The sequence below is a fragment of the Leptothoe sp. ISB3NOV94-8A genome (assembly GCF_043421595.1).
Lineage (GTDB): Bacteria > Cyanobacteriota > Cyanobacteriia > Phormidesmidales > Phormidesmidaceae > Leptothoe > Leptothoe turfae.
Window position 1 is genome coordinate 6,108,190 of the sequence record NZ_JAXSQW010000001.1, and the last position, 25,721, is coordinate 6,133,910.

Annotated in this window: 19 protein-coding genes; 7 read left to right on the plus strand and 12 right to left on the minus strand. The window is 47.0% G+C overall.

All coding sequences use genetic code 11. From position 1 onward, the window contains the following. Positions 1 to 198 precede the first annotated feature (198 nt). A complete protein-coding gene (locus tag SPB21_RS26205; RefSeq protein ID WP_163660940.1) occupies positions 199 to 570 on the minus strand; it encodes a nucleotidyltransferase family protein in 372 nt (123 codons plus the stop codon). A 605-nt stretch (positions 571 to 1,175) separates the two neighbouring features. Between SPB21_RS26205 and SPB21_RS26210 the strand changes: the two genes are divergently transcribed. Next, positions 1,176 to 1,376, plus strand: a complete 201-nt coding sequence (locus tag SPB21_RS26210; protein ID WP_163660936.1) for a hypothetical protein — start codon at positions 1,176 to 1,178, stop codon at positions 1,374 to 1,376. Next, positions 1,369 to 1,617: a hypothetical protein gene (locus tag SPB21_RS26215; RefSeq protein WP_163660934.1), complete on the plus strand. Its 249-nt coding sequence runs from the start codon at positions 1,369 to 1,371 to the stop codon at positions 1,615 to 1,617. Before SPB21_RS26210 ends, SPB21_RS26215 begins: the two co-directional genes overlap by 8 nt. A gap of 302 nt (positions 1,618 to 1,919) precedes the next feature. On the opposite strand, the gene SPB21_RS26220 is transcribed toward SPB21_RS26215, so the two are convergent. The 4 genes from SPB21_RS26220 to SPB21_RS26235 all read right to left on the minus strand — a co-directional run bounded on the left by SPB21_RS26220 (position 1,920) and on the right by SPB21_RS26235 (position 4,479). Continuing rightward, positions 1,920 to 2,678 (minus strand): hypothetical protein, encoded by a 759-nt coding sequence (locus SPB21_RS26220; protein ID WP_499868057.1) that lies wholly within the window; start codon positions 2,676 to 2,678, stop codon positions 1,920 to 1,922. A 50-nt stretch (positions 2,679 to 2,728) separates the two neighbouring features. Next, a complete protein-coding gene (locus SPB21_RS26225; RefSeq protein WP_163660930.1) occupies positions 2,729 to 3,802 on the minus strand; it encodes a Rieske 2Fe-2S domain-containing protein in 1,074 nt (357 codons plus the stop codon). A gap of 145 nt (positions 3,803 to 3,947) precedes the next feature. After that, entirely contained in the window at positions 3,948 to 4,118 is a 171-nt protein-coding gene (locus tag SPB21_RS26230; RefSeq protein ID WP_163697393.1) for a hypothetical protein, read from the minus strand. Between the two features lie 91 nt (positions 4,119 to 4,209). Next, positions 4,210 to 4,479, minus strand: a complete 270-nt coding sequence (locus SPB21_RS26235; protein WP_163697391.1) for a hypothetical protein — start codon at positions 4,477 to 4,479, stop codon at positions 4,210 to 4,212. A gap of 235 nt (positions 4,480 to 4,714) precedes the next feature. On the opposite strand from SPB21_RS26235, the gene SPB21_RS26240 reads away from it, so the two are divergent. Further along, complete coding sequence (locus SPB21_RS26240) at positions 4,715 to 9,514, plus strand: EAL domain-containing protein (RefSeq protein WP_499868058.1); 4,800 nt, start codon at positions 4,715 to 4,717, stop codon at positions 9,512 to 9,514. A gap of 28 nt (positions 9,515 to 9,542) precedes the next feature. On the opposite strand, the gene SPB21_RS26245 is transcribed toward SPB21_RS26240, so the two are convergent. Then, positions 9,543 to 10,787 (minus strand): class I SAM-dependent methyltransferase, encoded by a 1,245-nt coding sequence (locus SPB21_RS26245; protein ID WP_163660922.1) that lies wholly within the window; start codon positions 10,785 to 10,787, stop codon positions 9,543 to 9,545. A 162-nt stretch (positions 10,788 to 10,949) separates the two neighbouring features. Here SPB21_RS26245 and SPB21_RS26250 point away from each other — a divergent pair, with 162 nt between their 5' ends. Together SPB21_RS26250 and SPB21_RS26255 are read left to right on the plus strand one after the other, a co-directional pair. After that, positions 10,950 to 12,347, plus strand: coding sequence for an MATE family efflux transporter (locus tag SPB21_RS26250; RefSeq protein ID WP_499868059.1), 1,398 nt, complete (start codon positions 10,950 to 10,952; stop codon positions 12,345 to 12,347). Positions 12,348 to 12,565: 218 nt separating this feature from the next. Then, on the plus strand, positions 12,566 to 14,455 hold the full coding sequence (locus SPB21_RS26255) for an FAD-dependent oxidoreductase (protein ID WP_499868060.1): 1,890 nt from the start codon (positions 12,566 to 12,568) through the stop codon (positions 14,453 to 14,455). A gap of 119 nt (positions 14,456 to 14,574) precedes the next feature. Here the strand turns inward: SPB21_RS26255 and SPB21_RS26260 are convergent, their stop codons facing one another. The 5 genes from SPB21_RS26260 to SPB21_RS26280 form a co-directional block, all read right to left on the minus strand. Beyond that, positions 14,575 to 16,554, minus strand: coding sequence for a calcium-binding protein (locus SPB21_RS26260; RefSeq protein ID WP_499868061.1), 1,980 nt, complete (start codon positions 16,552 to 16,554; stop codon positions 14,575 to 14,577). 464 nt (positions 16,555 to 17,018) lie between these two features. Further along, positions 17,019 to 17,756, minus strand: a complete 738-nt coding sequence (locus tag SPB21_RS26265; RefSeq protein ID WP_163698564.1) for an anti-sigma factor domain-containing protein — start codon at positions 17,754 to 17,756, stop codon at positions 17,019 to 17,021. Between the two features lie 36 nt (positions 17,757 to 17,792). After that, a complete protein-coding gene (locus SPB21_RS26270; protein ID WP_163660913.1) occupies positions 17,793 to 18,386 on the minus strand; it encodes a sigma-70 family RNA polymerase sigma factor in 594 nt (197 codons plus the stop codon). Positions 18,387 to 18,662: 276 nt separating this feature from the next. Beyond that, entirely contained in the window at positions 18,663 to 20,291 is a 1,629-nt protein-coding gene (locus SPB21_RS26275) for an ATP-binding protein (RefSeq protein WP_499868062.1), read from the minus strand. Positions 20,292 to 20,395: 104 nt separating this feature from the next. Then, positions 20,396 to 21,067 (minus strand): response regulator, encoded by a 672-nt coding sequence (locus SPB21_RS26280; RefSeq protein WP_499059652.1) that lies wholly within the window; start codon positions 21,065 to 21,067, stop codon positions 20,396 to 20,398. A gap of 516 nt (positions 21,068 to 21,583) precedes the next feature. On the opposite strand from SPB21_RS26280, the gene SPB21_RS26285 reads away from it, so the two are divergent. Next, on the plus strand, positions 21,584 to 24,466 hold the full coding sequence (locus tag SPB21_RS26285) for a beta strand repeat-containing protein (RefSeq protein ID WP_499868063.1): 2,883 nt from the start codon (positions 21,584 to 21,586) through the stop codon (positions 24,464 to 24,466). Between the two features lie 176 nt (positions 24,467 to 24,642). After that, complete coding sequence (rnc, locus tag SPB21_RS26290) at positions 24,643 to 25,314, plus strand: ribonuclease III (protein WP_163666236.1); 672 nt, start codon at positions 24,643 to 24,645, stop codon at positions 25,312 to 25,314. A gap of 6 nt (positions 25,315 to 25,320) precedes the next feature. Here rnc and SPB21_RS26295 read toward each other — a convergent pair whose 3' ends face one another. Beyond that, complete coding sequence (locus tag SPB21_RS26295) at positions 25,321 to 25,674, minus strand: P-II family nitrogen regulator (protein WP_163666238.1); 354 nt, start codon at positions 25,672 to 25,674, stop codon at positions 25,321 to 25,323. Positions 25,675 to 25,721: the final 47 nt, after the last annotated feature.

Genomic DNA, 25,721 nt, shown 5'->3' on the forward strand with positions numbered 1-25,721 from the left:
CACGACTTTAAGGAAACCAGTAAATGCCATCAGCTCTGCACGGACTTGCCCGAATACAGGCTCTACCATAACTATCTAAAAAGAACTCGTTTCCAGAGTTTTGAAAGTCTTGCCATGCGCTGAAAGCACGTTGCGTAGCTAGGTCTATCTTGTTTAGCTCATCAATAATTCTGTTGGAGAGGTAGATAAACCGCTCGTTCATACATCAATGCCCTGTTCTTCAATTCTTTTTAGTAATCGTTCGGAACAAAATACAGGATCTACCAAATCTACCCGAAAAGCAGGATCATATTCATCAACGGCTAAGATGGCCTTGAAAAACTTATCAACTGGAATACCCCAAGCTGCCAAATCTATGTCTGATTCTACTGAGAAGTAGTCAATCTTAATGGCTGAGCCAAATACCTGAATCTGCTTCGCTCCAAAGTCTTGACGGAGCAGCTTTGCTAACTCGGGAATCAATTTCCATGCTTTGTCCCAATGGGCCTGTAGCTCTGGTGTAATAGCCCGTTTGGGTAATGAATATTTTTTCCACTCTTCTGGGCTTAGCTCCAATGCCGTTTTAGCCATCGGTAATCAGCTCTATATGATTGCTACTAGTATTTTAGAACTAGGCAATTATACTGCTTTTACAACCAGGTCTATTTGCCCTGAATACCTGACTGGGCTAAACATCAAAGCAAAACACTATCATTCGGCCTCGGCGCTTCCAGTGTTTTTTGTCTTGTGGCATGCTTTTAATGCTTCGGCTTCTGATTTGAGAATGAATTGCATCTCTTTCTGATTTGAGAATGAATTGCATCTCTCCTGGAAGAATAGTGCGATCGATAAACTCCCAAGATCGGTCAATGCCTGCTGCTCGTTCTGCTTCGAAGGCAGTTAATATTTCGCCACATTTGATGGAGCATCGATGATGCAGGATGGCTTTTCCCATGTTGATGTGTAGTGGGGATTTTGTTCGCTATCTGTACCTCAGTGTGATCGCACCCTATGCTTGCTGCTTGCTGAAATTTTGATAGTCAGATGGGTTAGGCGACTTGCAAAAGTGTCAGTGAGCATTGCCTGCCCTACCTGGCTCTAGTTGAATAAATTTCAGGATTTGACATTGTCAACATTGTCAACCATGGTTGGTCGCTGTATGATTAATATATTGAGTTCCAACGTGAGAGTAACCTATGGCTCCAGCTAAACGAGAGCGACAAATGGTAGACATTGGCGAACTTGTTGCCGATATTGATCGTTATCCTGAGGCGGCAGGGATTGATGCTGACATCTGGCAAACCTTGAGCTATACCCAAAAGGTCAAGATTCTCATTCAGCGACAGCTTCAATCTGTCCAACAGCATTTGGATAAGGTTGACGAAGACAATGAGTGATAAGAAAGATATTAAGGAGTTGAAAGCAGCTGTCCAAGATCTAAAAGATGCTCAGACGATGATGCTGCAATGGGTGGATGCCATTGATAAAAGTCAAGAAACTCAATTTGCCGAACTTTCAGAGCTGATTCAGGTGCTCATTGATGAACAGCGATATGGTCATACGGAACTAAGGAAACATATTAATGAACTCCAACGCCAAATTTCAGGCACAGATTCAGAGTATGAGGGCTCAAATTGAGGAAATGCACGCTGAAACTGAATCGTTTTCTAAACAATTTAATGCTTGGGCTGTTGAACACAACCGACAAAAGTCTCAATCAAAGATTGTTAGGCTTCGTTATTTCCTATGCCATGTCTTGGTCTCTTTAAAGGATTTTATTCTGCCTAAAATAACCAAGGCGTAGGATATTGAGATCGCACCCTTGTATTGCTCAACTAAGCAGCGCGTCAGCTCCAGGAAAAAAAGGTGATGTAGGTATCCAATGGTAAGACCAGATAAGTTGATTGATGTTCTGGCTGTACCTAAATTTGAGTTAAAGCTTATGCCGGTAATCGCTCATAGGTAGCTGGATCTGCTTTCAAAATAAAGGAATCGCCGTATTGCATAACTTCGCCCGTAATTTTAATTGGATCGGCGACCATGTTGAGTACGCGACTATTGACGGCTTCACCTTTAAGATCTGAGAGCATAAAGTACAATGACTGGCCGCTGCTGTTTTCAGAACGAAAGACTGGGGGGACGCCACCACTGATGCAACGGATAGCACAGGCTCGGTGGGTTTTAGTACGGCCTGGTTTCATAATGCCGGGATAACATTTGCCATCGACAATTTCGCCTGCGATCGCAAACTCCCCTAGCGACACGGTCTGCTCCTCTACTCTCGCTGCTCCAGCAGGGATATCTATGGTTTCTGCCGATCGGGCCGCCACCATCTCATAGGGCGGACGGCGGACTAGCGTACCCTCTAACTTGACCCAGCTACCTGCATTTTTCATTACAGCTGCTCCGGGCAGCATTTTGCTAAGACCTGATAAGGGATATACCTTAAACGGCTGATCCGGTACTTCAGAATTGGGAACTAACAGATGGGGTGACGGCTCTGCTAACAACAAACCTTCGAATACTTGAGACTTTTTGATGACTTGCCCAGGATTGGCTTGATCAAAGTGAAGGGGGGGGGCAATGATCGCTAACCCTAAGACGCATAATACCAATACCGGTATAAACCACAACAATAACCGTCGCACGCTGGGTGGCATTGGCGCATAGCCAATATAAAAATCGTCGCGTTGAGCCATTGGATTGTCCAAACTTTTGTACTGAGGGGAAACTAAAGAGAATATTGGAATTAACCAATTACCGCTGGCTCAACATGTGTGCCGGGTGGTTTAGCGATGGGATCGACCCAGATGCGATCGCCAAAGACTCGGATCTCAAAGGTGGGAATTTTTTCTGTAAATGGCGGTGGTGATGCTCCCTCAGCCGGTAAGTACTGATAGCCATGCCAGGGGCAAGTAATACAACCATCGACAACTTTTCCTTCCCCTAAGGGACCATTTTGATGTTGGCAAACATTAGAAACAGCTGAGAGCTTGCCATCATATTTAAAGATGGCCACTCGCTCCCCAGCTAAGGTGACAATTTTTGCTCGATTTTCTGGAATCTCATCAAGGCTGCCGACATCCACAAACCCTGCTTCATTAGTACTACCGGTAAACGGCTTATCTAGTTTGGCTTCCCTTAAAGCCGTGAATAAATGTAACCCAACAATCCACACCAGACTGATGCCTACACCAAGGGTGAGTAGGGGATGCTGATTTGTTTCTAAAGGACCTAAAATCACATGGCTAACCACCAGACCATAGGCCAAATACACCCCCATGTGTAGCGCCTTCCAAATGGGAGCTGTTAGATTGACGAGCCAGAAGTCGTGGCTGGTGGCCGCCATAATAAAGAAAATAACGAGGGCTACAGCGCCAAGGGTTTCAAAGGGAAAACGAATAAAATCGCCATATTCAGTATTGCTAACAAAAAGACTAACCAGCGGCTCCAGGTTGCCAAAATCGTGATACCAGGTGAGCACACCATCAACTTTGAAGGGCAGCACTGGCAGATTGAGACCAATGGCATGAATCAACGCGAGAAAAAACATGGTGACACCCATGTGGCGTCGATTAAACAAGAGAGGATAAAATCGTTTGTCTAATCGGGTCAGTGGGCCGATGGATAAGATGACATTGAGTAGAATAAATGCCGCAGACCCATAGGCGCGAATCCGGATTCCTTTAGTATCTAAGCTTGTACCTGTATGATGGGCGACAGTGAGAAAGATATAAACATATAGACCAACAGTGCCTAACAAGATAGCGTCATAGATTAGCTTCTGTCGGTTCCACTGTATTGATTTATAGGAAACACTCATGGCAAGACGAAATCACTGCTTAAATGTGCGGTTAACGGTGTGTCAGATTGCAAGGTTGGGTACATAGGTGGCGGGTGTAAGCACGGGGTACTGTACACACAACACTGAAGCTTAAAAATCAGCAGTTAGAGCATATACCTGTTGCCTACTGCTCTAAAAATGCAGCAATGGGATTTTGGTCAGATCCAGTCTTTTTTGAAGGCTGAACAACAATTTTTTGCTCTTTTGTATGGCTGAGTAATTGATCGGTGTCCGGGGTGACCGTCGCGTAGGTAGGGCGAAATAGGAGCCCTGCAATGAAAATGATTGGCATCATAATTGCCAGAGCTATTGATGAGAATAAATGGATTTTTCGACGTGAAATAATCACATAAACCTCCGTATTTTCTTATAAGTCGCTAAATGAATTACTGAGTGAATTTCGCAGCCTGTCGGTGTGCCGTTTGCTCTATGGGATGTTGTTTTCCACCCACTAAACGTAGGGCAAAGAGGGGCCAAAAAATACTGACCCCTGGAATAATCAGTAGCCGGAAGAATGGGGCAAATCCTTGTGCTCCGGAGTCGGTACGCTGTACACCAAATAAGGAGAAAATAACAGCGAAAATTAAGCCGGCGGTAAAGTAGACTTGGACCGCTTTAATCAGAAATTCAACAAAACTAACTGCGAAAGGATTCATGGCAAGACAAAATTATCCCCACAATTACAGTGTGAAGAGTTTGAGGTTAAGCTAAACTCAGTTCCAACGTTAGGAGGATGTTACCTTGTACCTATGAGAAGACGCTTAAAACCCAGGCAAAATTGACATAACGATACTATTCTTTGACACTAGTCCGTAGATGTGTGCTTTGAGACAGCTGTCTTTAATACGTCGCTGCTGTTGTTTCGTTACAGTTATTCTTTTTTGAAAATTTATGGTCACTCGTGTCATCGGCTCTGGGTCACTGGATCTAGACTCTGCGATTATTCGGGATCCTTTAGTGGTTTCCTCGGAGACGTTGGTTATGACTGCTGTTGACCAGATGGCTGGTGCACAGGATAGCTATGGTGAGCGAGCCAGCTGCGTTGTCATTGTAGAGGCAGGCTCTGTGGTTGGCATACTGACGGAGCGAGATGTGGTGCGCCTGACTGCTCGGCAACTAGCCCTCGATGATTTGACCATAGCGGACGTCATAGTTTCTGCTGCACTGACCCTGGGTGAGTCCGACTTTACTGACGCAGATCTTGCTTTGGATTTACTTCAGCGACATAATAGCCGGCATTTACTACTTCTAAATGGGCAGGGGTATCTGGCGGGAGTCGTCACCCAATTAACGTTACAAAGGTTGTTAGCTTTAAAACAGGCTGAACAATGGCAACAAGACTTCAATCTACCAGATCAGCGAGAGGATGATTGTCAAGAAAACGGGCTACAGGATAGTGGTTCCAGACAATCTACTTTGCTCCATGTCCCTGAATCGGTATTGAATCAAAGTGCAGTTAAAAATCGAGCAATTCTGTCAGCTATTCCAGATTATCTTTTTTGTGTAGATGCTCAGGGTGTCTATCGCGAAATTGTGACGCATCAAAAAGATATTACGTTATTTCCTGAGGATGTGAATCCTGTTGGGCTATCGATGATCGAGATGCTTCCGGCGGAGGTGGCGACGCAACAGCTTTTTTATTTGAAAGAAGCGTTACGTACAGGCGTACTTCAAACCTATGAACAACAGATACAGCTAGGTGATCAGATACGGGATGAAGAGGTTAGGGTGATTCAAAGTGGTGATAATGAAGTTCTGTTTATGATTCGCGATATTAGCGATCGCAAACAGGCTGAACGACAGCTGCAAAATCTAATTGAAGGCACTGCTGCAACCACGGGACAGGACTTTTTCCCAGCGTTGGTTCGTCATATTGCCTCAGCCCTGGGTGTGGCCTACGCCATTATCACTGAGTTAGTTGGGGAAGAGCTACATGCCTTAGCGTTTTGGGGCCATGGTGAGCTGCATACACCGACTTCTTATCATCCAGCAAAGACTCCTTGCGAACTGACGCTACGGGCGGGGCGCTTTTATTGTGAAGTTTTGCTACAGCAGTCTTTCCCGGATGATTTAGATTTGGCTGAGATGGGGGCAGAAAGCTATTTAGGTATTGCTCTACATGATGCCCAAGGGAATGTCATAGGCGATCTATGTATTCTTGATACTCAACCAATTCAATCGCCCCAACGGGCCGAAGCCATTCTGCAGTCGTTTGCGGCTCGGGCGACAGCTGAACTAGAACGTCAGCGAGCAATCTCATCCCTGGAACAGCTTAACCAAGCCCTTGAAGATAAAGTGGCAGAACGCACTGCTGAATTACAGGAGCGGGAGCAATTCTTACAGACTGTATTAGATACGTTCCCGCTCTCAGTTTTTTGGAAGGATCTCAACAGTGTGTATCTGGGGTGTAATCGTAACTATCTCTCAAATGCTGGCTTAGACTCTGTTGCTGACATCATTGGTAAAACGGATTTCGAGATACCCTGGCCTCGGACCGAAGCGACAGGCTATCGAGCTGACGATCTGCAAGTCATGGTGTCTAATACGGCCAAGCTGGGAATTATCGAAACCTTGGTTAAGGCAGATGGTAGACGGCTTTGGGCGGAAACGAATAAATTGCCGCTACATAATCTGGCAGGTGAGGTGGTTGGGGTATTGGGAACCTATCAGGACATTACAGCTCGCAAACAATTAGAGTTAGAGCTAAAAAACTCCCAAAAACAACTGAGTGAGGTTTTAGATACGGCGATCGCAGGTATTACCCGCTTTCGCTTTTATCCAGATGCCTCAATTCAATACGATTATATTTCCCCTCATTGCGAACAAAATTTTGGCTATACCGCTGATGAGCTTTTTCCAGATGCTGGGTTATGGCAAGCACGAATTCATCAGGATGATTGGGAAATGGAAGTGCTACCTACGCTGCAGTCAATTCTCAGTACGCGCAGCACATCCACCCATCATATGGAATATCGATTCAACCGTAAGGATAGTTCCATCTGTTGGATTTTGGCCAATTGCTTCGTGCAGTGGAATGAGGCAGGAGACTATTGGTATGTCACGGTTGTGGATACGGATATTAGCGATCGCAAACGAGCTGAGTCACAGCTACAGAATTTGATTTTAGGAACTGCTGCAGTGGGTCAAGACTTTTTCCCTGCATTGGCCAGGCATATTGCTGAGGCCTTAGATATCACCCATGTGTTGATCACGGAGTGCAGAGGCCGTCAACTTCATAGCCTGGCCGTTTGGACGGAGGGAGAACTGCAGCCGAATGATGTGTACCCCTTAGTGAAGACCCCCTGCGAGCAGGTAGTGCAAGCGGGCATCTTTTGTTGTGAACAATCTATTCAGCAGCAGTTTCCTGACTATTTAGCGTTGCGTGAAATGGCTGCAGAGAGCTATGTGGGAATTGCTCTACGGGATACGAAAAGAGAGGTGACTGGAATTCTATGCATCTTTCACCAACAGCCATTGCAAGATGTCCAGCGGGCCACCCAAATTCTACAGATTTTCGCTGCGCGGGCTGCGGCTGAATTAGAGCGACAACGGGCTAATACGGCATTGGAGCAACTTAATCAGGCCTTAGAAATCAAAGTGGCTGAACGGACAGCTGAACTTTTAGAGCGAGAGCAATTTCTCCAAACTGTTTTGGATACTTTTCCACTGCACATCTTTTGGAAGGATCGTAATTCTGTTTATTTAGGTGGTAATCGTAATTTTTTAAAGAATGCAGGCCTAAACTCCTTGGTGGATATTCAGGGGAAAACGGATTATGATCTCCCTTGGACATTGGCAGAAGCGGCAGCGTATCGAGCTGACGATCGTCAGGTAATAGAATCCAATACCGCTAAGCTTGGCATTATGGAGACTCAACGTAAAGCTGATGGTCAGTCAATTTGGATTGAAACAAATAAGCACCCTTTGCACAATCTGGATGGAGAGACTATTGGTGTATTAGGTACGTTTCAGGATGTTACCGATCATAAGGTCGCAAAGGCATTGATTAAACAGCAATTGGCGGCCATTGAGGCTGCTATTGAAGGCATTAGTATTTTGCAAAACGATGTCTACACTTATGTCAATCCAGCTCATCTCAACCTCTTTGGGTACACGCATCCCGACGAACTGTTAGGACAGTCGTGGCAACTCCTATATTCTTCAGAAGAGGTACGACGATTTGAACAAGACATTTTTCCCACATTAGAATGCGATCGCGCCTGGCAAGGAGAAGCCATTGCAACTCGCAAAGATGGCTCCCAGTTTCCTCAAGGGGTTTCTTTAACCTTAATGAATAATGGATTGGTGATCTGTGTTTGTCGTGATATTAGTGATCTCAAACAGGCACAAGAACAAATTACCCATAATGCCCTCCATGATCCATTGACGGGTTTGCCCAATCGACGATTATTGTTAGACCGTATTGAGTTTGCCTTACAACGATCGAGACGCCATCAAACGTCTCACTATGCTGTGCTCTTTCTCGATTTAGATAGATTTAAAGTTGTCAATGATAGTTTGGGGCATTTAGTGGGCGATAAATTACTCATTGAAGTGTCAAAACGACTAAAACAACATCTCCGCAGTACAGATATGGTTGCTCGGCTCGGTGGGGATGAGTTTGTGATCTTGCTGGAAGATGTGGATACTGTTGAGGATATTGTCCAAGTGGTAGAGCGGATTTTGGCGGACTGCCAAACGCCGATTCTGATTGATGAGCATAAGATATTTACCAGCACCAGCATCGGCATTGCCATTGGCAGTGAAGATTATCAGGAAGCCGCTAATCTCATTCGAGATGCTGATATCGCTATGTATCGCGCTAAGTCAGAGACTCATAATTCCTATAAATTCTTTGATGCAGCCATGTATTTAGAGGCCATGAGTCGCCTCACCTTAGAAACCGATTTTCGGAAGGCGATTACTCAGCAGGAATTTGTGATTCACTACCAACCCATTGTTAGCTTAAAGGATAGTCAGCTCACTGGATTTGAAGCATTGATTCGCTGGCAACATCCAGACCGTGGTCTTCTCTCTCCCAGCGAATTTATCCCTATGGCCGAGGAGACAAACTTAGTCACTGGTTTGGATAGCTGGGTGATCAACCAGACGTGTGAACAGCTGATGGTGTGGAAGCAACAGTTTCCCAATCATTTTCCTCTAAAAATCAGTATTAATCTCTCTGTTCAGGACTTACACAGAAGTACGTTACTTCAGGATATTGACGATATTCTGAGCGTGATGAGCTTAACGGGAGATTTGATGATTTTAGAAATAACTGAAAGCATGTTGATTGAGGATATTGATATTGATCAAACCATTGACTTGTTGTCACAACTGGCATCTAGAAACATCCAAATCAGTATTGATGATTTTGGCACTGGCTATTCATCCCTAAGTTATCTCCATCGATTGCCCATTCATAGTTTAAAAATTGATCGTTTGTTTGTTGGCAATATGCATTTGAAAAATCGTAACTATCAGGTAATTAGCACTATCCTTGCTCTAGGTAAGCAGTTGGGGTTGACCGTTGTGGCAGAAGGCATCGAAACCCCTCATCACCTTCAACAGTTGCAAAAACTGGGCTGTGATTTGGGCCAAGGATATCTATTCTCACAGCCACTCACAGCCCATGATGTTGAAACTATCCTCAATAGCTCGACCGGAGTACCCAGGATGTGGGTGTTTTAGGCACCAAATTAGATGAGCACAGTGGAACTTACGAGGCTTGTTGCATTTTTTCTGGCAAGAAACCGGGTAAGGGGACATTGAGCCGCCATTGCTTGTCACCATAGAACAAGACCTGATAAATGTGCATACTGCCATCTCTGAAGGAGGCTTCGAAGGATTGCAGATAGAGATACCACATCCGTAGAAATCTCTCATCATAGTTAGGTGAGAGGGAAGAAATTAGTTCGCGGTTCGCGGTAAAGTTTTTGCCCCAGCGTCTAAAGGTTTCTGCATAATGGGGTTTTAGATTCTCGCAGTGGGCTACGGTTAGTTTTGCTGCCCGCAAATCTCGACAAATTTCGGATAGCTGGGGAGCATAGCCACCAGGGAAAATATATTTGTCGATCCAGGGGCCGTTACGTTCAGAACTCTCGGTAGTAATGGTGTGGAGCATGCCAACACCGTGGGGTTTCAGCAGGGCTCTAGCTTTCTCCATAAAGGTGGAGAAATTGCCTTTGCCCACATGCTCAAACATGCCGATGCTGACAAATTTGTCGTACTGCCCTTCTGTTTCTCGATAATCTCTAATTTCTATTTTGATTTTGTCTTCTAGACCTTTGTCGGCAATTCGTTTTTTTGCTAAGGCAGCCTGTTCGTCACTGAGGGTAACGCCAGTGCCGGTGATGCCATAGTGCTCAGCGGCATAAATCAGCATGCCGCCCCACCCACAGCCAATGTCTACTAGAGTCTCTCCCGGTTTAAGGGCAAGTTTGCGGCAGATGATTTCATACTTTTGGTTTTGCATGGTTTCTAGACTGTCCTCAGGGGTAACCTGATAGCCGCAGGAGTAGGTGAGGGTAGAGTCTAAAAACAGCTGATAAAAGTCATTGCCGAGGTCGTAATGGTACTGGACATTTTTACGACTATTTTTGAGCAGTAGTGGTACTGTTTTCAGCCGTTGAGAAATGATTTGCAGCGCCAGGGGAATGGTTAGCTTTTGGCTGGCCTTGGAGTAGACTCGGTTGCGATAGAGCATACTGATCAGCTCTGTCAGCTGGTCGTTAGCTTCATCCCACCAGCCGTCCATATAGGCTTCCCCAAACCCCAGCGAAGCAAAGGTAATGATGCTCGCATAGGTGCGTTGGTCGTGAATTTGTAGGTGCACATGGGGCTGAGTGTCTGGGGAGCCAAAGTTAAATATCTGACCGCTGGGGTTGGTGACGGTCAAGTAGCCATCGCTAATAAAGCTGAATAGCTCATAGAGATAGCGTTCAGCGGTCGGTAAATTTTCCATGGCTGGGGCTTAGTAGATCAATCCCAGCGTATCAAATAGATATGGACTGTTTGTGTTGCATTTGTTGCTATGACGTCAACCATCGGGTGACAATTGCCATGGCTATCTGAAAAATTCCTACGTTTGCCTGAAGCTAAGACGTAGTCCTAACCTGCATCTACCATGCCCCTGTTTAATGCCTTGCCCCGATGGGTCAGTAGCCTACGAACCGAAGCTAAGGCCTCACTTCGTCTGGCTATTCCTCTGATACTGATTCAGCTGTCGGAAGGGGCTGTGAACTTTGTGGATAGTTTAATGATGGGTGGTTTGGGTACGGCAACCCTGGCTGCAGGCGGGCTGGGGGCAACAGTGTTTTGGATGCTGCTATCGTTGTGCACTGGCCTGTTGGAAATGACGGGAGCCATTGCTGCTGAAGCCCATGGTGCCCGAGACCATCATCGTGTTAGTCGGATCAATGTGCAGGGGGTGTGGTTGAGTTTTAGCATCTCTCTACCCATGATGGTTTTGATTTGGCATATGGATGTCATTCTTAGATTGTTGGGGCAGCAGGCGGCTACTGTGGATGGTGCGATCGCATATTTGCATGCCATCGTTTGGGGCCTACCCGCAGCCCTGGGTGTCTTTGTGTTTAAGGAAATTCTGACGGCCCTATCGCGACCGCGTTTGGTGGTACTGCTGATGGGGTTGAGCATACCTCTGAATATTGGCCTGAACTATGGGCTGATGTATGGCAAATGGGGGCTGCCAAAGTTAGGTCTAGCAGGGATTGGCTGGGCCAGTACGGTGGTATTTTGGTGCAGCTTTGGAGTGGCAGTGGTGCTCTTAAAGGTGTATCCGTCGCTGCGGCGATTGCGGTTATTCAGGCAGTGGTGGCGGTGCGATCGCAATATCCTCACCGAAATAATTCACCTGGGCTGGCCCCTATGCGTCGACTATGGCACCGAGATGGGAGCCCTCACAGCCGCTGCCCTGCTCATGGGCCTCTGGAGTACAGAATTACTGGCCGCCCATCGCATCGTCATGACCACCACAGAGCTGTTGCTAATGTTCTCTTGGGGCTTTGCCTATGCCGCTGCCATGCGTACGGGGCATAAAATCGGGGCAGGGGCACCGCGAGGGGCTCGACAGGTGGCCCATGCTAACCTGCTCATGAATTTGGTGTTGGTTATGGTGCTGGCAATTCCGCTCTGGTTTTTGCCCCAAACCATTGCCAGTTTTTATCTGGACGTGAACTTACCAGAGAATACCGAAACTGTGACTATTGCAGCCACCCTGTTTAAAGTGGGCGTAGTATTTCAAATTGCCCAGGGGATTCGTTTAATCAGTGCTGGAACATTGCAGGGACTGAAGGACACCCATCTATTGGCAACGGTAGATGTGTTGGCCCATTGGGGTGTTGGCATTGGTTTGGGGTATGTGATTGGACAACTGCTGGGGTGGCAAGGCATTGGTCTGTGGTGGAGTTTAACCTTCGGACAACTAATCGCTGCTATCGTTCTAACACAACGGTTTCAGCAATTAATCTCAGTCCGTATTCCCTGTATTTCACCTCAAAAATAAGTGTCTCTGTTTCGGCACTAGAGACAATTCTCACCCAAAGGGATTAAGGGGGGGGGCATGAAAGCTTGGGAGCGGAGTTTGAGAGGTGTGTATACGTTAGGGACATACCGACGCCCACCTTTTGATGTCAGCCGCAGCAATCTCAAACATGTGTCGCTAAGAGCCTGGACTATAGGTCGTTCAGCGATAGAATCATCATCGTTCCTATACGCTGATCCATGGTTCGACGTATTCTGCTTGCCAGGTATTTTGGTTGGTTGATAGTATGCGGTTTTTTCAGTGCCTGTACTCCTCAGACAGAAGTCACTGAAGTGCCCTCCCCACCATCGCCGCCACCTCTGATTCTGGATAATGGTAGACCCAATTTAATGCCATTACCGACAGCGCAGGAAACCTGGCAATGCGAAGTAGTCGTCATTGGTGGTTCCCTGGGGGGTGTGGCAGCGGCTTACCATGCCATGGAGGCTGGGGCGACCACCTGTTTGATCGAGCTGACGCCATGGCTAGGGGGGCAGATCAGTTCTCAAGGTGTATCGGCGGTTGACGAGTCCTTGGCCATGCGAGCGGATCAAAACTTTTCGGCTAGTTGGCAGGCCTTTAAGCAAGAAATTGCTCAGCAGACGGTGACGTTACCGGAGTGGACAGGTAAGGGGGACGTTACGGTAGATGAGGTGAACGCCTGCTGGGTGGGCAAACTCTGCTTTGTGCCCGAGGCTGGCGCGGCGGCAGCCCAAGCACATTTAGAAAGTGTTTTGCCCCAATCCCCTGAAAGTCGTTGGCAGACACAAACAGCCTTTAAGGGAGCCACCTTTGATGACAGCGGTCAAGAGATTGTTGCCATTCATGCTGTGCGACGTATTCCCAAAAGCTCAAACTACATTCCCACAGGTCGATTTTCCCAAGCTCTGGCTAGCTGGTATTCCTGGTCAGCTGATGCCACCTTTGAGAAGGTGTCCCTAAGGTTAGAACCGCCATCGGGACAGCGGATGATGGTCATTGATGCCACAGATACGGGGGAGTTTGTGGGGTGGGCAAATCTACCCCATCGACTGGGGTCAGAGGCTCAAACAACCACTGGGGAGGCTCACGGTTCAGAAAGAGATAATCCGGCCTGTACCCAGGCCTTTACGTACCCTTTTGTTATTGCTCTCAATGATGATGATGGCAAGAGTCTGACTGCGTTAGAGCAAATGTTGCAACAAGAACCGCCACTCTATGGAGCCCATGAGCACGAGAAACAATTTGATATGGAGGGATTTCCCTTTTTTACAGGGCGGAGCTTTTTTAACTATCGTCGGATTGTGAGTACCACCCGCAACGATCCATTTCGGGCCACACCTGTGCTGGGTGATATGACGATGGTGAACTGGAACCGTGGCAATGATTGGACGTGGATGGATCCTCCGCTGATTTTTACGGCAGATCAAATTAGAGAGAGTGGTCAACATCAGAATTGGTTGGGTGGTATTTCGGCGGTAGCCTTGCGCCATGGTGAGGACCATGCGCTTTTATTTGCTCGCTGGTTACTAGAAACTCAGTCACAACCAGAGTTTCCATTGAGTTACCTCATGGGTGATGAGGCCTATATGGGCACGCAGTCGGGATTAAGTTTGGTACCCTATATCCGTGAAGGTCGGCGGATTTTAGGCCGGTCTGCCTATGGGGATAAGGCTTTTCTCATGCGTGAGGCTGACCTGCGAACAGATCAAGTCGGTGGTCGTGATTTTACGCCAACAACGGTAGCGGTCACCCATTATGACATTGACATTCATGGCTGCCGTTATCGTAATGGCGCTCCTTCCTGGGAAGCGAGTAGTGCGCCAGCAAAGGAGTTTGTGGTGCGTCCGGTACAGATTCCGTTAGAGAGTATGGTGCCTCAGGAGGTTAATAATCTGCTAATGGGTGGCAAGAGTCTTGCTGTGAGTCACATTGTGAATGCGGTGACGCGGGTTCACATTAGTGAATGGGGGATGGGTGCAGCAGCGGGAACTACCTCCGCATGGCTAATTAACCGTCCTAACCTGACAGCTGCTGATATTGTTGAACAAGGTTATATGGATGAGTTACAAGAGCAGATGTTAGAACAGGGACTGCGGCTGACTTGGTAGCAGTAATGTTAATGGCGTCGACATCACTCACACCATTCGAAGCCCCAAGCAAAGACATCAGCGAAGAAGGCATCTGTTCTGCTTAGGGTGCTTACTATCTACTAATAGGATTCAAGACACTATGCCTGAATGACAAAATCATTTGCCTCCAGTGTGGGTGCGCCTTCAATAGTGGCAAACTGAGCACCGTTACCAAAGCCATCTTCAATGCCGTTCGGGTTGTAATACAAGTTCCCAGTGTCAGCACCATAGATAATTAAGGCATCACTCAGAGCTGCTTCTTCAACACTGTTGACCACTGCAAACTCATTAGCAGACAAGGTACCGCCCACTGCGCTGGTTAGCTCAGCGAACACAGTGACATCTAGAACAATGCTATCGATGGCCTCAAAGTTTTGAATTTGATTAGTGCCAATGTCAGCTGCATTAAACGCTGCGCCGGTGTCGAAGCCAAAGAAATCAGCACCATCACCACCAATGAGAATGTCATTGCCTGCCCCGCCAATCAGTAAGTCGGCACCATCACCACCAATGAGAATGTCATTGCCTGCGCCACCGATGAGAATATCGTCGCCATCGCCACCGTCAGCAGTCACTGGAGTTAATGTGCCGCTAGCATTTAGGAAGTCATTACCCTCACCACCGGAGAAGAGCACAGACTCTACCTCACTGCCGGTGAGATCGCCAATAGTGAAAGAATCATCACCACCTTGGCCATTGATTTCAAATTGTTCAATGCCTTCGTTAGTAAGGGTAAAGAGACCCAGATTAAGACGATTGAAAATAGCTTGACCGTCTACTTGGCGAAGATCAAACTCATCACCGGCTCCATCTGCACCATTGACTTGAGTCACGTCAAAGCCTAAACCACCGTTGATAAAATCGCTGCCGTCACCGTTATTCCAGATAAAGCGATCGTCACCCTCTTCCAAGTAAGCTATATCATTTCCTCGCTGGCCCACGACAATATCATTACCGGCTCCAGCAAAGAATGTATCTACGGCAGAGCCACCTAGCAACAGGTCATCACCATCACCACCGAAAGCTTCAATGGTAGTGGAGCTTTCACGGGCATCTAGCGTATCGTTGCCATCACCACCAGAAAAGACAACTTTCTGTACATCGCTACCAGTGAGATCGTTAACTGTCAGGGAATCGTCACCGCCTTGGCCATTGATCTCAAATTGCTCGATTTCTTCGTTAGTGAGGGTAAATAAGCCCAGGTTCAGGCGGTTGAAAATAGCTTGACCATTTTCTTGACTGAGGTCAAACTCATCGCCTGCGCCATCGGCACCATTCACTTGGGTGATATCAAAACCAGCGTCGCCGTCAATAAAATCACTGCCATCACCGTTGTTCCAGATAAAGCGATCATCACCGCGCCCAAGATAAGCCGTATCATCGCCACGCTGGCCCACAACAACATCATCGCCAGCACCACCATAGAAGGTGTCTTCAGCAGACCCACCTAGCAAGAGATCGTTACCGTCGCCACCCCGTGCCTTGATTTCTGTAGAACTTTCACGGGCATCGAGCGTATCGTTGCCATCACCACCAGAAAAGATAACCTTTTGTACATCACTGCCAGTGAGGTCACCCACCGTTAGCGAGTCATCACCACCTTGGCCATTAATTTTAAATTTCTCAATACTCTCATTGGTTAGGGTGAATAAACCCAGATTCAGACGGTTAAAAATAGCTTGACCATTAGCCTCAGTGAGCTCAAACTCATCGCCTGGTCCATCGGCCCCATTGACCTCAGTTGTGTCGTTGCCTGCCCCACCATTAATAAAGTCGCTACCATCGCCGTTGTTCCAGATAAAACGGTCATGCCCTGCGCCTAAGAATGCAACGTCATTACCCGTTTGACCAACAACCGTATCATTACCTCCCCCTGCGAATACTACGTCAGTGCCAGCGCCTCCAAGAATGGTATCATCGCCATTGGCACCAAAAAAGATATCGTCTTGGTCACCTCCTTGAAAGTTGTCGTCACCATTACCACCAATGAAGATATCGCCTAAATCTTCAATTTCAGGTGCATTTTCAAATAGGTTGCCAACAATCTGGTTAACAAGAAGAGCTAGAAAAGCGTTCATGGTGTGTTCTCCTATAAGTTTGTAGATGAAAGAAGTGGACATCTCTTAAAAGAAATAGTCAGCAGATTCAACTGGACCGCAGGACAAAGTACCAAGGCAGTTGTTGCGAATATTTCTAGGGAGAGAAGAGTGAATGAACAGACGTGTACTTAGGAGCCTTTACCAAACAAGAGCTAGGGCCTGGCAAGAACAAAATTGACACTCAGTTATAGATACGAATAATGTTCGATATTAGATGAGATAAAGTTGAGAGTTTTTGGAATGGGCTGAAACATTCTTGAAGACTGCTAGACAGCAAACTCATACCCTCAGGCACACCATTACACAAACAGAATGTAATAGTGTAGTTCCAATAATCACCTTCGTAACAACAACTTACCTGTAACTTATCTGTTTGACTATTAATACGAATGAGGTTGTGGATCGGATGAAAGTTTTTTTGATTTATCTTGAAACCCTTGAACTTAGCTAGTTGCAGCGACGATTGGGCCGGTGGGCTGAGCGGGTAAATCGGCGGGTTCAACGGTTACGATCACATCTTGTACCCAGGGTCTAGATTGATAAACCGGGGGCATGGGCAACGTGGCGAAGGCCGTGCCGTCTGGAGTGGTTTGAAATACACCGCAGGGAATATATTTGCCCTGGTAGCTCACCCACAGAGCATAGGTTTGATTGTCCGCAAGGGGGGATAGGTTTTCAAATGCGATCGCAGCCTGCAAACCATCTGTATCCACAATCATGTTGCCAAATGTATCGATAGCATTATCGGTCCCGGCAAAGTCATAAAAGCGTGTGGAGGGCTGCTGCAAAATGCGCTGAGCCTGCTGTGCGGGCATCACGGCTACCAAATCCTGCTGTAGCTGTTGATTGGCTAGCCGTAAACGATGATTACTCATACCCAGCGATAGGGATAATAGCGTTGCGCCAGCAGCCAATGCTCCTAGTATCCAGGCTAGGGGTAAGCGGTGCGATCGCACAGGCCTATTCTCCCCAGCTAAGACCGCATCCCTCAAACGCTGGGGTGGCTGCATCATTGGCAGCTCATCAAGCATGAGGCTAACAGTTTTCTCAAGACGATTTACCTCTACCTGCAGTTCAGGCTGTTCTGCAACTAGACGGGCAAATTCATCAGCTTCTTCGGCTGAGAGATTACCAGCCACATAGTCAGCTGCAAATTCATCCAATTTTCGTTCAGAAGCCATAGGACAGAAATAGGTAATCAATCAAAGAGGAATAAGCTAATCGACCAGATCTTGCAACGTGCCTTTGAGCTTGAGTAAGCCCTGACGCATGCGCGACTTGACGGTCCCTAAAGGTATATTCGTATGATTAGCAATTTCGGATTGACTAAATCCATGATAATAAGCTAACCATAGAAGCTCACGTTGTTTTTCAGGCAAGTTTTTCAGTGCTGCCCGTACCCGCTGGGAGCGTTCTCCCAATGAGGCCTGCTCCACAGGTAGCGAAAAGGAAGCCACAGGTTGAGACTGCTGGGGCACCATACCTTTAAGAATCCGCCGTCGGATGCTGCGGGAGCGGACTCGATCAATGGCTCGATTTCGGGTAACGGTACTCAAAAAACGACTAAGGGCACTACGGGTTGGGTTATAGGTTTGTTTTTGCCAGAGGTTCAGAAAAATTTCCTGGGTCAAGTCTTCGGCTTCTGGCCCATTATTTAAAATCCGAAATGCAACGGTATAGACCAATCGCGAATAGCGATCATACAAAATGGCCAGTGCTGATTTATCCCCCTGCTGTAGGGCTACAAACAATGCTTCATCTGTGGCGTCTCCCCAATCTGGAGATTGACTTTCGGGACGTTCAGAAAGCATGGGCGAGGAACCAATAAAAGGTAAATATATGAACCTGTCTTCAAAAGCACTGCTCTATATAATAAGCGTGCTTTGCAGCACAATACGTGGATGGCCTTAGGCAACCATCCAGTATGAGTACGGGAATATACCTGATTTGGATGTGCTTCGGGGACAGAAATTTTGCGATCGCTGATCCTCAGGAAACTGTAATCTAAGCAAGACTAATGTCAGGGGGGCTGCCAGATTGACCAATCCCCTCAATCAACAACGGCAAAAATTCTGACCGGAGATTACTCAGCCTGTGTTGACAAGGGGCAATGTAAACCAAAACTCTGCCCCTTGATTGGAGAACGATTCCACGCCAATATGCCCGCCATGGGCCTCAACGATTTTGCGGCAAATGTATAGACCCAGGCCATACCCATCTACTGAGAACTGGCTCTTGCCACGGGCATAGATTTCAAATAGCTCCTGACTTTTGGCAGGGTCAATACCCATGCCATTATCCGTCACCGCGCATCGTACCATTGATGGATCGTCGTCCCAAATGCTGGCGGTTAGGGTAATGGCGACGCCTTTGGGATTGTACTTTAGGGCATTATCAATTAGATTTTCGAATACTCGTCTGAGTTGGCAGAAATCTCCATAGACCTGTGGTACCTCAGACGATACATGATTGCTTATTTTGGCAGTGGACAACGTCTGTTTGGTCTCATAGAAGAATCTCAAATCTTCCGTTAACTGTCGCAAGTTTACATTGTCTTTCTGTAGAGATATGCGCCAAATATCAGACGATTGCACCTCCATCAGAGAATTCATAAGCTTAAGCTGGCGATCGCAACTTTGCTGAATCATAGAAAGCGCCTTGGGTTCCATTACAATTGATGCTGGCTGAGTAGAGTCATGGGTCTTGGCTTTAGATGAGCGAAAAATAATGCCCTGCACCAGATTGGAAATACCCATAACCAAGTTCCGCAGGTCATGGTTCATGGCATGGGCATAGGTTTGCAATGCGTCTTGGATAGTTTTGCGATCGCGCATTTCCTGCTCTAGCGATTGGGTGCGCTCCTGAACCGCCAGCTGTAGATCTTGCTCACGGCGACTGAGCACATAGATCATGTACTGAAACGAGCGAGCCAGTTGCCCCGGCTCATCCCGTCGCAGGGTTAATTTTTCCAGATGTTGATCTTGTGGAAATACATCTTGCTCTGACGTAATGGAACAGCTACTCACAGCCTTTGCAGTATTAGTGAGTATCTTGAGCGGCTTCACCACCGTGCGCCACAATAATAGATTCACTACGACAAAAAAGGCACCCAGTGTACCCAAGAGAGTTTTGGTTACCGTCCATAGGTTCTGACGACCGCGATCGAAAATAATATCTGCAGGCACATAGACCATCTGGGCTGCCACAACATCATTAAGTTGCCAGCCAAAGCCATTGCGATCGCCATACATATTCACGAGATATTCAGGCGCATCCCTAACCTTGCCATGGCACTCTAAACAACTGACATCGCTCATGACTAGAGGCTGCGCCATATAGAACAGCTTCTTGCCATCCAAAAAACGATAGCCAGAAAGACCCTGCGACTCAGAAGTTACAAACTGCTGTAGTTGACTAAAAATATCAGTCTCAAAGGCATCTGCTAGATCGGTAGGATTAGTAGGATTTGGGGTTGCCTCTTTATACAAAAAATCTTCCAGCAGTTCATCTTGTTGCTGAAAGTCAGCAAAAATAGTTCTAGCAGCAAAATTTGGGATACTTTCCTGGATAAAGAAACCCATATCACTACTCTCTTTTAGCACTGGCTGAACATGATCACGAGTGTAATCACGAACTGCTTGCATGCCAGTCAGCACAATTTTTGCTCGTTCTTTTACAGCTTGCTCAGCATGGGCATTGAGGTGCTGCGAAAGCATAGCTATAGTAGAGCCGCTAACCAACAGCCAAACCAAAAATAGAAATAAACTAAACTTTGCCCAGAGGTTCCAGCGTATCATTGAGGGCGCTTATATTTTAGATTTTACGCAGTTTGCAACGTGTCTAAATTAGTTGTGTTGACCCAGATTGCTAACTGTGTACGATCTCTTAAGCCTACTCGATTTAAAATATTACTAACGTGATTTTTAACGGTTTTTTCAGCGATGTGGAGCGTTTGAGAAATCTCTCGATTATTGGCACCTGTTGCAATCAGCTTTAAAACCTCCCGTTCTCGTGGAGTCACTCCCTTCCAATCGCTCACAACTTTAGCAGGTTGAGGAGATTTCAGATGTTGATGCAATTTTGAACCGATTGTAGGATCAAATTGCATATATCCTTTGTGGGTACTTTGGATAATATGGATAAAATCTTCAGGTGGTATGTTTTTTAACAGATAGCCTGAAGCACCTTGCTGAATCGCATCGTGTAGATGCTGATCTTCTGTAGACGTTGTTAAAATTAGGACTTTAACATCAGGTACCGACTGACAGATCTTACCTGTTGCAGTGACACCGTCCATCATAGGCATACCGATATCCATGAGGACAAGATCTGGTTTTAACTGTTGGGTCTTTTCAACGGCTTCCTGGCCATTAGAGGCTTCGCCCACAATTTCTATCGCCGCTTCGCATTGCAAAATGGCACTGAGGCCATAGCGAATAATATCTTCGTCATCTGCAAGTAGGAGCCGAATTGAACTTTGTGAACTCGCCATACTGTAGCCTTTACCCATAACATCGCCAAAAGACCTGAGGATACACAGGTTCTTCCTTTTAGCCAGAATTATAGATTTGTCCATTTTCGAATAGATGAATGGCAACTGAGAAAGCGCTGTGCTCTGGATAATTATTACTCGTCTCTTGCTTACCCGTACATCCAGTCGCTATTCGTAAAAATAATTTTACATCTTCAAATTGTTTTACATTTTGCTTTTATCACCCTGACTAGTAGATTATCAGGCAACATAAATGAGAAGCGCCTTAAAAAGCCTCTTGCAAACTGAGAGAAAGATTAATCAATGCTTTTCAAATGATACGTTTTCGCTTTGTTTGACTCAGTTTGTTTGGCAACAAAAGAACAAGTTTTGTTTGGGACTTTAGACCTATCCCTGATTTAGGCCCTATGCCTCAAGCGTTATCTCTCGTAGCTTCCTACGATGCAGACATGAACAAAATCTGTTCATCTTATTCGCAACAGATTAAACAAAAGAAACACTTAGAGGCACCCAATCATGCTAGAAGAACCCACTAACCCCATTGTTCTTTCTGATGGTGAAGTTGAAGTTATTGTTGATGATATTCAAGCACCAGCTGGAGAACCTGCCATTGACATCTCAGGTGATCAAGCATTATTAGCCATTATCCCTGGTGGCTCAATAGCAGCGCCTGACTCAGGGAATACAGCAGTTCAGGCCAGCGGTGACAATGCTACCATCCTGAACCTAGGAGAGATTTCGGGAGATCTAAATGGCATTAGTTCCACAGGCGACAACCTAAGACTTCTCAATATTGGCACAATTCAGTCCAACAGTCGTGCCGTCGATATAAGTGATGGTGATGGAAGTTTTGTGCTGAATACAGGTGACATTTTAGGAACAGGGAATCAACGCAACGGCACACTCTATGTTGATGGCACCGTTGATGACCTGGGCTTAGTCAACAGTGGACGCATTGATGCTGGTGAAGGTAATCTGGGCGATGCTGTTTCTGTTCAAGTGGGTGCAGCTGATGACCCTAGCAATGAGAACATTAACATTACAAACAATGGGTTATTACAGGGTCGTGGCGATGGTCCCGATGTGTTTGCCAACGGGGGGCGGGTAGCTGCCAATGGCTCCAGTGGTTTACGCTTCTTCAATGGTTCTGGTGCAGCTGAAGCGACAGTCACTGGCTCAGTGGTTAACCGTGGCACCATTACGTCTGAAGTGAATGTGGGCTTTTTGGGTGGTCTGGTGGTTGAAGATGGTGTGGCCTTTGATGGTCGCATTGTGAACAGTGGTTTAATTTCCGGTCCTCGCAATGGTCTTTACATTGGCAATGCTGACCATGATCTCTCCATCATTAACACTGGAGCCATTGAGTCAGGCAGTAGAGCTGTCAACCTCGATGGTGATAACGTGACTCTCTCCAACCAGGGAAGCATCCTCGGTACAGGCAACCAGCGCAACGGCACGATCTACCTTGATGGCACCGCTGATGATATCACCGTCAATAACCAGGGCTCGGTGGATGCTGGTGAAGGCAACTTGGGTGATGCCATCTCTGTGCAAGTGGGAGCCACTGGAGACGCAGTTAGTGAAGATATCAACATTGTGAATAGTGGTCTCCTACAAGGTCGTGGTGATGGCCCTGATGTCTTTGCCAACGGTGGTCGGGTGGCCTCTAATGGCTCCAGCGGCCTGCGGTTCTTCAATGGCTCAGGTGAAGCTGAATCCACGGTTACTGGCTCAGTGGTTAACCGTGGCACCATTACGTCTGAAGTGAATGTGGGCTTTTTAGGTGGTCTGGTGGTTGAAGATGGTGTGGCCTTTGATGGTCGCATTGTGAACAGTGGTCTAATTTCCGGTCCTCGCAATGGTCTTTACATTGGCAATGCTGACCACGATCTCTCCATCATTAACACTGGAGCCATTGAGTCAGGCAGTAGAGCTGTCAACCTCGATGGTGATAACGTGACTCTCTCCAACCAGGGAAGCATCCTCGGTACAGGCAACCAGCGCAACGGCACGATCTACCTTGATGGCACCGCTGATGATATCACCGTCAATAACCAGGGCTCGGTGGATGCTGGTGAAGGCAACTTGGGTGATGCCATCTCTGTGCAAGTGGGAGCCACTGGAGACGCAGTTAGTGAAGATATCAACATTGTGAATAGTGGTCTCCTACAAGGTCGTGGTGATGGCCCTGATGTCTTTGCCAACGGTGGTCGGGTGGCCTCTAATGGCTCCAGCGGCCTGCGGTTCTTCAATGGCTCAGGTGAAGCTGAAGCCACGGTTACTGGTTCTGTTGTAAACCGTGGCACCATCACCTCGGAAGTGAATGTGGGCTTTTTAGGGGGGCTGGTGGTTGAAGATGGTGTCGCCTTTGATGGCCAGATCAACAACAGTGGTTCGATTTCTGGTCCTCGCAATGGTCTTTATATTGGCAATGCTGACCACGATCTCTCCATTGTTAACTCTGGACAAATTGAGTCAGGTAGTAGAGCCGTTAACTTAGATGGAGACAACGTTACCCTGGTAAATCAAGGCAGCATTTTGGGCACTGGCACCCAGCGCAATGGCACTGTCTATCTCGATGGCACTGCTGACAATATCAGCATCAATAACCAGCTTGGTACCATTGATGCAGGTGTCGCTGGTAGTGGTATCTCGGTACAGGTGGGTGCAGCCAGTGGTCTAGGTGACGGCATTGATGACCTGGAATTATCAGCCGATATTTCTAACAGTGGTCTCATTCAGGGTAGAGGCGACAGCAGCGTTCCTGCAGGTATTCGCTTATTTGTTGGTTCGGGGCTGACTGAAGCAACCTTTAGCGGCGATATTACCAACGAACTAAATGGCGTTATCGCATCGGAAGAACAAGCAGGCATCTTAATTGAATCGGGGGTTATTTTTGATGGGCAAATTACAAACTTTGGCACCATCAGTGGTGGTAATGGATTGGCGATTGATGCTGATGGTGCCCTGGGGAGTGTAGATATTCTCAACGCAGGCACCCTCAACGGGGAAGTCCGTCTAGGTGTAGGTGATGACCGTTTTGTTCAGATATCTACAGGCGATGTTGTTGTCTCTGGTGGTCTCGGTAATGATGAAATTACTGGTGGCACTGGTAATGACAGCCTCAATGGTGGTAGTGATGATGACCTGCTAACGGGGGGACTGGGTAGCGACACCTTCAGATTTGAGAGCAATTCGGGCAATGATGTTGTTACCGACTTTTCGGTGACGGATGACATTCTAGATGTAGAAGCCATTTTTGATGGCTTCCATGACGTGTTAGGCGCTGCTAGCCAAGTGGGTAATGACACCTTGCTTGATTTAGGCAACGATAACTCTGTACTGCTAGCGGGTGTGGATGTAAATTCGCTGACTAGCAACAACTTCACGTTTGCATAAATGCATGTGTGAACAAGACTGAAAGCACGGGTGAATAAGACTGAAACAATCAGTCATCTTTGCTGTTAAGTCTTGACCTGAATCAGCGGTCGTAGAGGTCTGCGATCGCTGTTTTTGTGTTAAAAACAATCGTGATTTGCACCTCAGAAAGTAGCTAGCCACGCTATTGTGAAAGCATGAGTACGTTTGATTTACCTACCTTCGCTGATAAAAATCTTTGGCAGCTAGCCATCACCCACAAGTCCTACGCTAAAGAAAATGACTGCGAGGACAATGAACGGCTAGAATTTTTGGGTGACGCTATCCTCACGTTTCTCAGTGGCGAGTACCTTTACCAGCGCTACCCGGACCGACCCGAAGGTGAACTGACCCCGCTACGTGCTGCCTTAGTGGACGAAAACCAGCTTAGTTACTTTGCCAGCCAGCTGCAATTGCAAAAGTACCTGTGCCTGAGTCGCGGCGCTGAAAATAGCGATAGTCGCAATAGCAAGCGAGTGCTATGCAGCACCTTTGAAGCTCTGATTGGAGCCTACTTTCTAGATAGCGGCCAAAACATTGAAACCATACGGTCCTATGTAGTCCCTATGTTTGACAGTGTTGCTGATACCGTCAGTGAGACTGCAATTCATGTTAACTACAAGAGCCGTTTTCAAATCTGGTCATTGGAGCAGCTTGGCGAAGTTCCTACCTACCAGATTATTGCCGCCAGTGGGCCAGACCATGCCAAACAATTCACCGCTGAAGTGCGTGTGAAAGGATTACTGTATGGCCGAGGCAAGGGAAAACGCAAACAAGATGCGGAAAAGAAAGCAGCCCAGGCAGCACTGAAGAATGTGGGAGTGGAATAGGGAGTTTTAGGCTTCAGAACTAGACAACGCTACATCATCTCGTTCACCTGTGCGGATACGGTACGCGGCCTCAATGGGCAGCACAAAGATCTTGCCATCGCCGATGTCGCCTGTGCGGGCAGCTTCAGTGATGGTGTCTATCACTAAGTCTACTTGGTCATCGGCAACGGCAATTTCTAACCGGATTTTAGGAAGAAAATCGACTTTATAGGTTTGGCCACGATATTTTTGGGTCTGCCCCTTCTGACGACCAAAACCACGGGCATTAGCAACAGTCATACCCACAATTCCTGAATTGACAAGGGCCTCTTTGACCTTATCTAGCTGGGAGGACCGAATAACTGCAATAACTTGTTTCATAAACTCCTGGCGCTGATGACTTTAAACCTGCTTATCCTGCTTGTGTA

What these genes read in the sequence shown, in the direction of transcription:
- SPB21_RS26275 (WP_499868062.1), bottom strand. Translation starts at nt 20,291, where the DNA reads ATGCTTTCGCAGCACCTCAATGCCCATGCTGAGCAAGCTGTAAAAGAA.
- SPB21_RS26250 (WP_499868059.1), top strand. Translation starts at nt 10,950, where the DNA reads ATGCCCCTGTTTAATGCCTTGCCCCGATGGGTCAGTAGCCTACGAACC.
- SPB21_RS26285 (WP_499868063.1), top strand. Translation starts at nt 21,584, where the DNA reads ATGCTAGAAGAACCCACTAACCCCATTGTTCTTTCTGATGGTGAAGTT.
- SPB21_RS26255 (WP_499868060.1), top strand. Translation starts at nt 12,566, where the DNA reads ATGGTTCGACGTATTCTGCTTGCCAGGTATTTTGGTTGGTTGATAGTA.
- SPB21_RS26235 (WP_163697391.1), bottom strand. Translation starts at nt 4,479, where the DNA reads ATGAATCCTTTCGCAGTTAGTTTTGTTGAATTTCTGATTAAAGCGGTC.
- SPB21_RS26220 (WP_499868057.1), bottom strand. Translation starts at nt 2,678, where the DNA reads ATGGCTCAACGCGACGATTTTTATATTGGCTATGCGCCAATGCCACCC.
- SPB21_RS26280 (WP_499059652.1), bottom strand. Translation starts at nt 21,067, where the DNA reads ATGGCGAGTTCACAAAGTTCAATTCGGCTCCTACTTGCAGATGACGAA.
- SPB21_RS26265 (WP_163698564.1), bottom strand. Translation starts at nt 17,756, where the DNA reads ATGGCTTCTGAACGAAAATTGGATGAATTTGCAGCTGACTATGTGGCT.
- SPB21_RS26210 (WP_163660936.1), top strand. Translation starts at nt 1,176, where the DNA reads ATGGCTCCAGCTAAACGAGAGCGACAAATGGTAGACATTGGCGAACTT.
- SPB21_RS26225 (WP_163660930.1), bottom strand. Translation starts at nt 3,802, where the DNA reads ATGAGTGTTTCCTATAAATCAATACAGTGGAACCGACAGAAGCTAATC.
- SPB21_RS26230 (WP_163697393.1), bottom strand. Translation starts at nt 4,118, where the DNA reads ATGATGCCAATCATTTTCATTGCAGGGCTCCTATTTCGCCCTACCTAC.
- SPB21_RS26245 (WP_163660922.1), bottom strand. Translation starts at nt 10,787, where the DNA reads ATGGAAAATTTACCGACCGCTGAACGCTATCTCTATGAGCTATTCAGC.
- SPB21_RS26205 (WP_163660940.1), bottom strand. Translation starts at nt 570, where the DNA reads ATGGCTAAAACGGCATTGGAGCTAAGCCCAGAAGAGTGGAAAAAATAT.
- rnc (WP_163666236.1), top strand. Translation starts at nt 24,643, where the DNA reads ATGAGTACGTTTGATTTACCTACCTTCGCTGATAAAAATCTTTGGCAG.
- SPB21_RS26240 (WP_499868058.1), top strand. Translation starts at nt 4,715, where the DNA reads ATGGTCACTCGTGTCATCGGCTCTGGGTCACTGGATCTAGACTCTGCG.
- SPB21_RS26260 (WP_499868061.1), bottom strand. Translation starts at nt 16,554, where the DNA reads ATGAACGCTTTTCTAGCTCTTCTTGTTAACCAGATTGTTGGCAACCTA.
- SPB21_RS26215 (WP_163660934.1), top strand. Translation starts at nt 1,369, where the DNA reads ATGAGTGATAAGAAAGATATTAAGGAGTTGAAAGCAGCTGTCCAAGAT.
- SPB21_RS26270 (WP_163660913.1), bottom strand. Translation starts at nt 18,386, where the DNA reads ATGCTTTCTGAACGTCCCGAAAGTCAATCTCCAGATTGGGGAGACGCC.
- SPB21_RS26295 (WP_163666238.1), bottom strand. Translation starts at nt 25,674, where the DNA reads ATGAAACAAGTTATTGCAGTTATTCGGTCCTCCCAGCTAGATAAGGTC.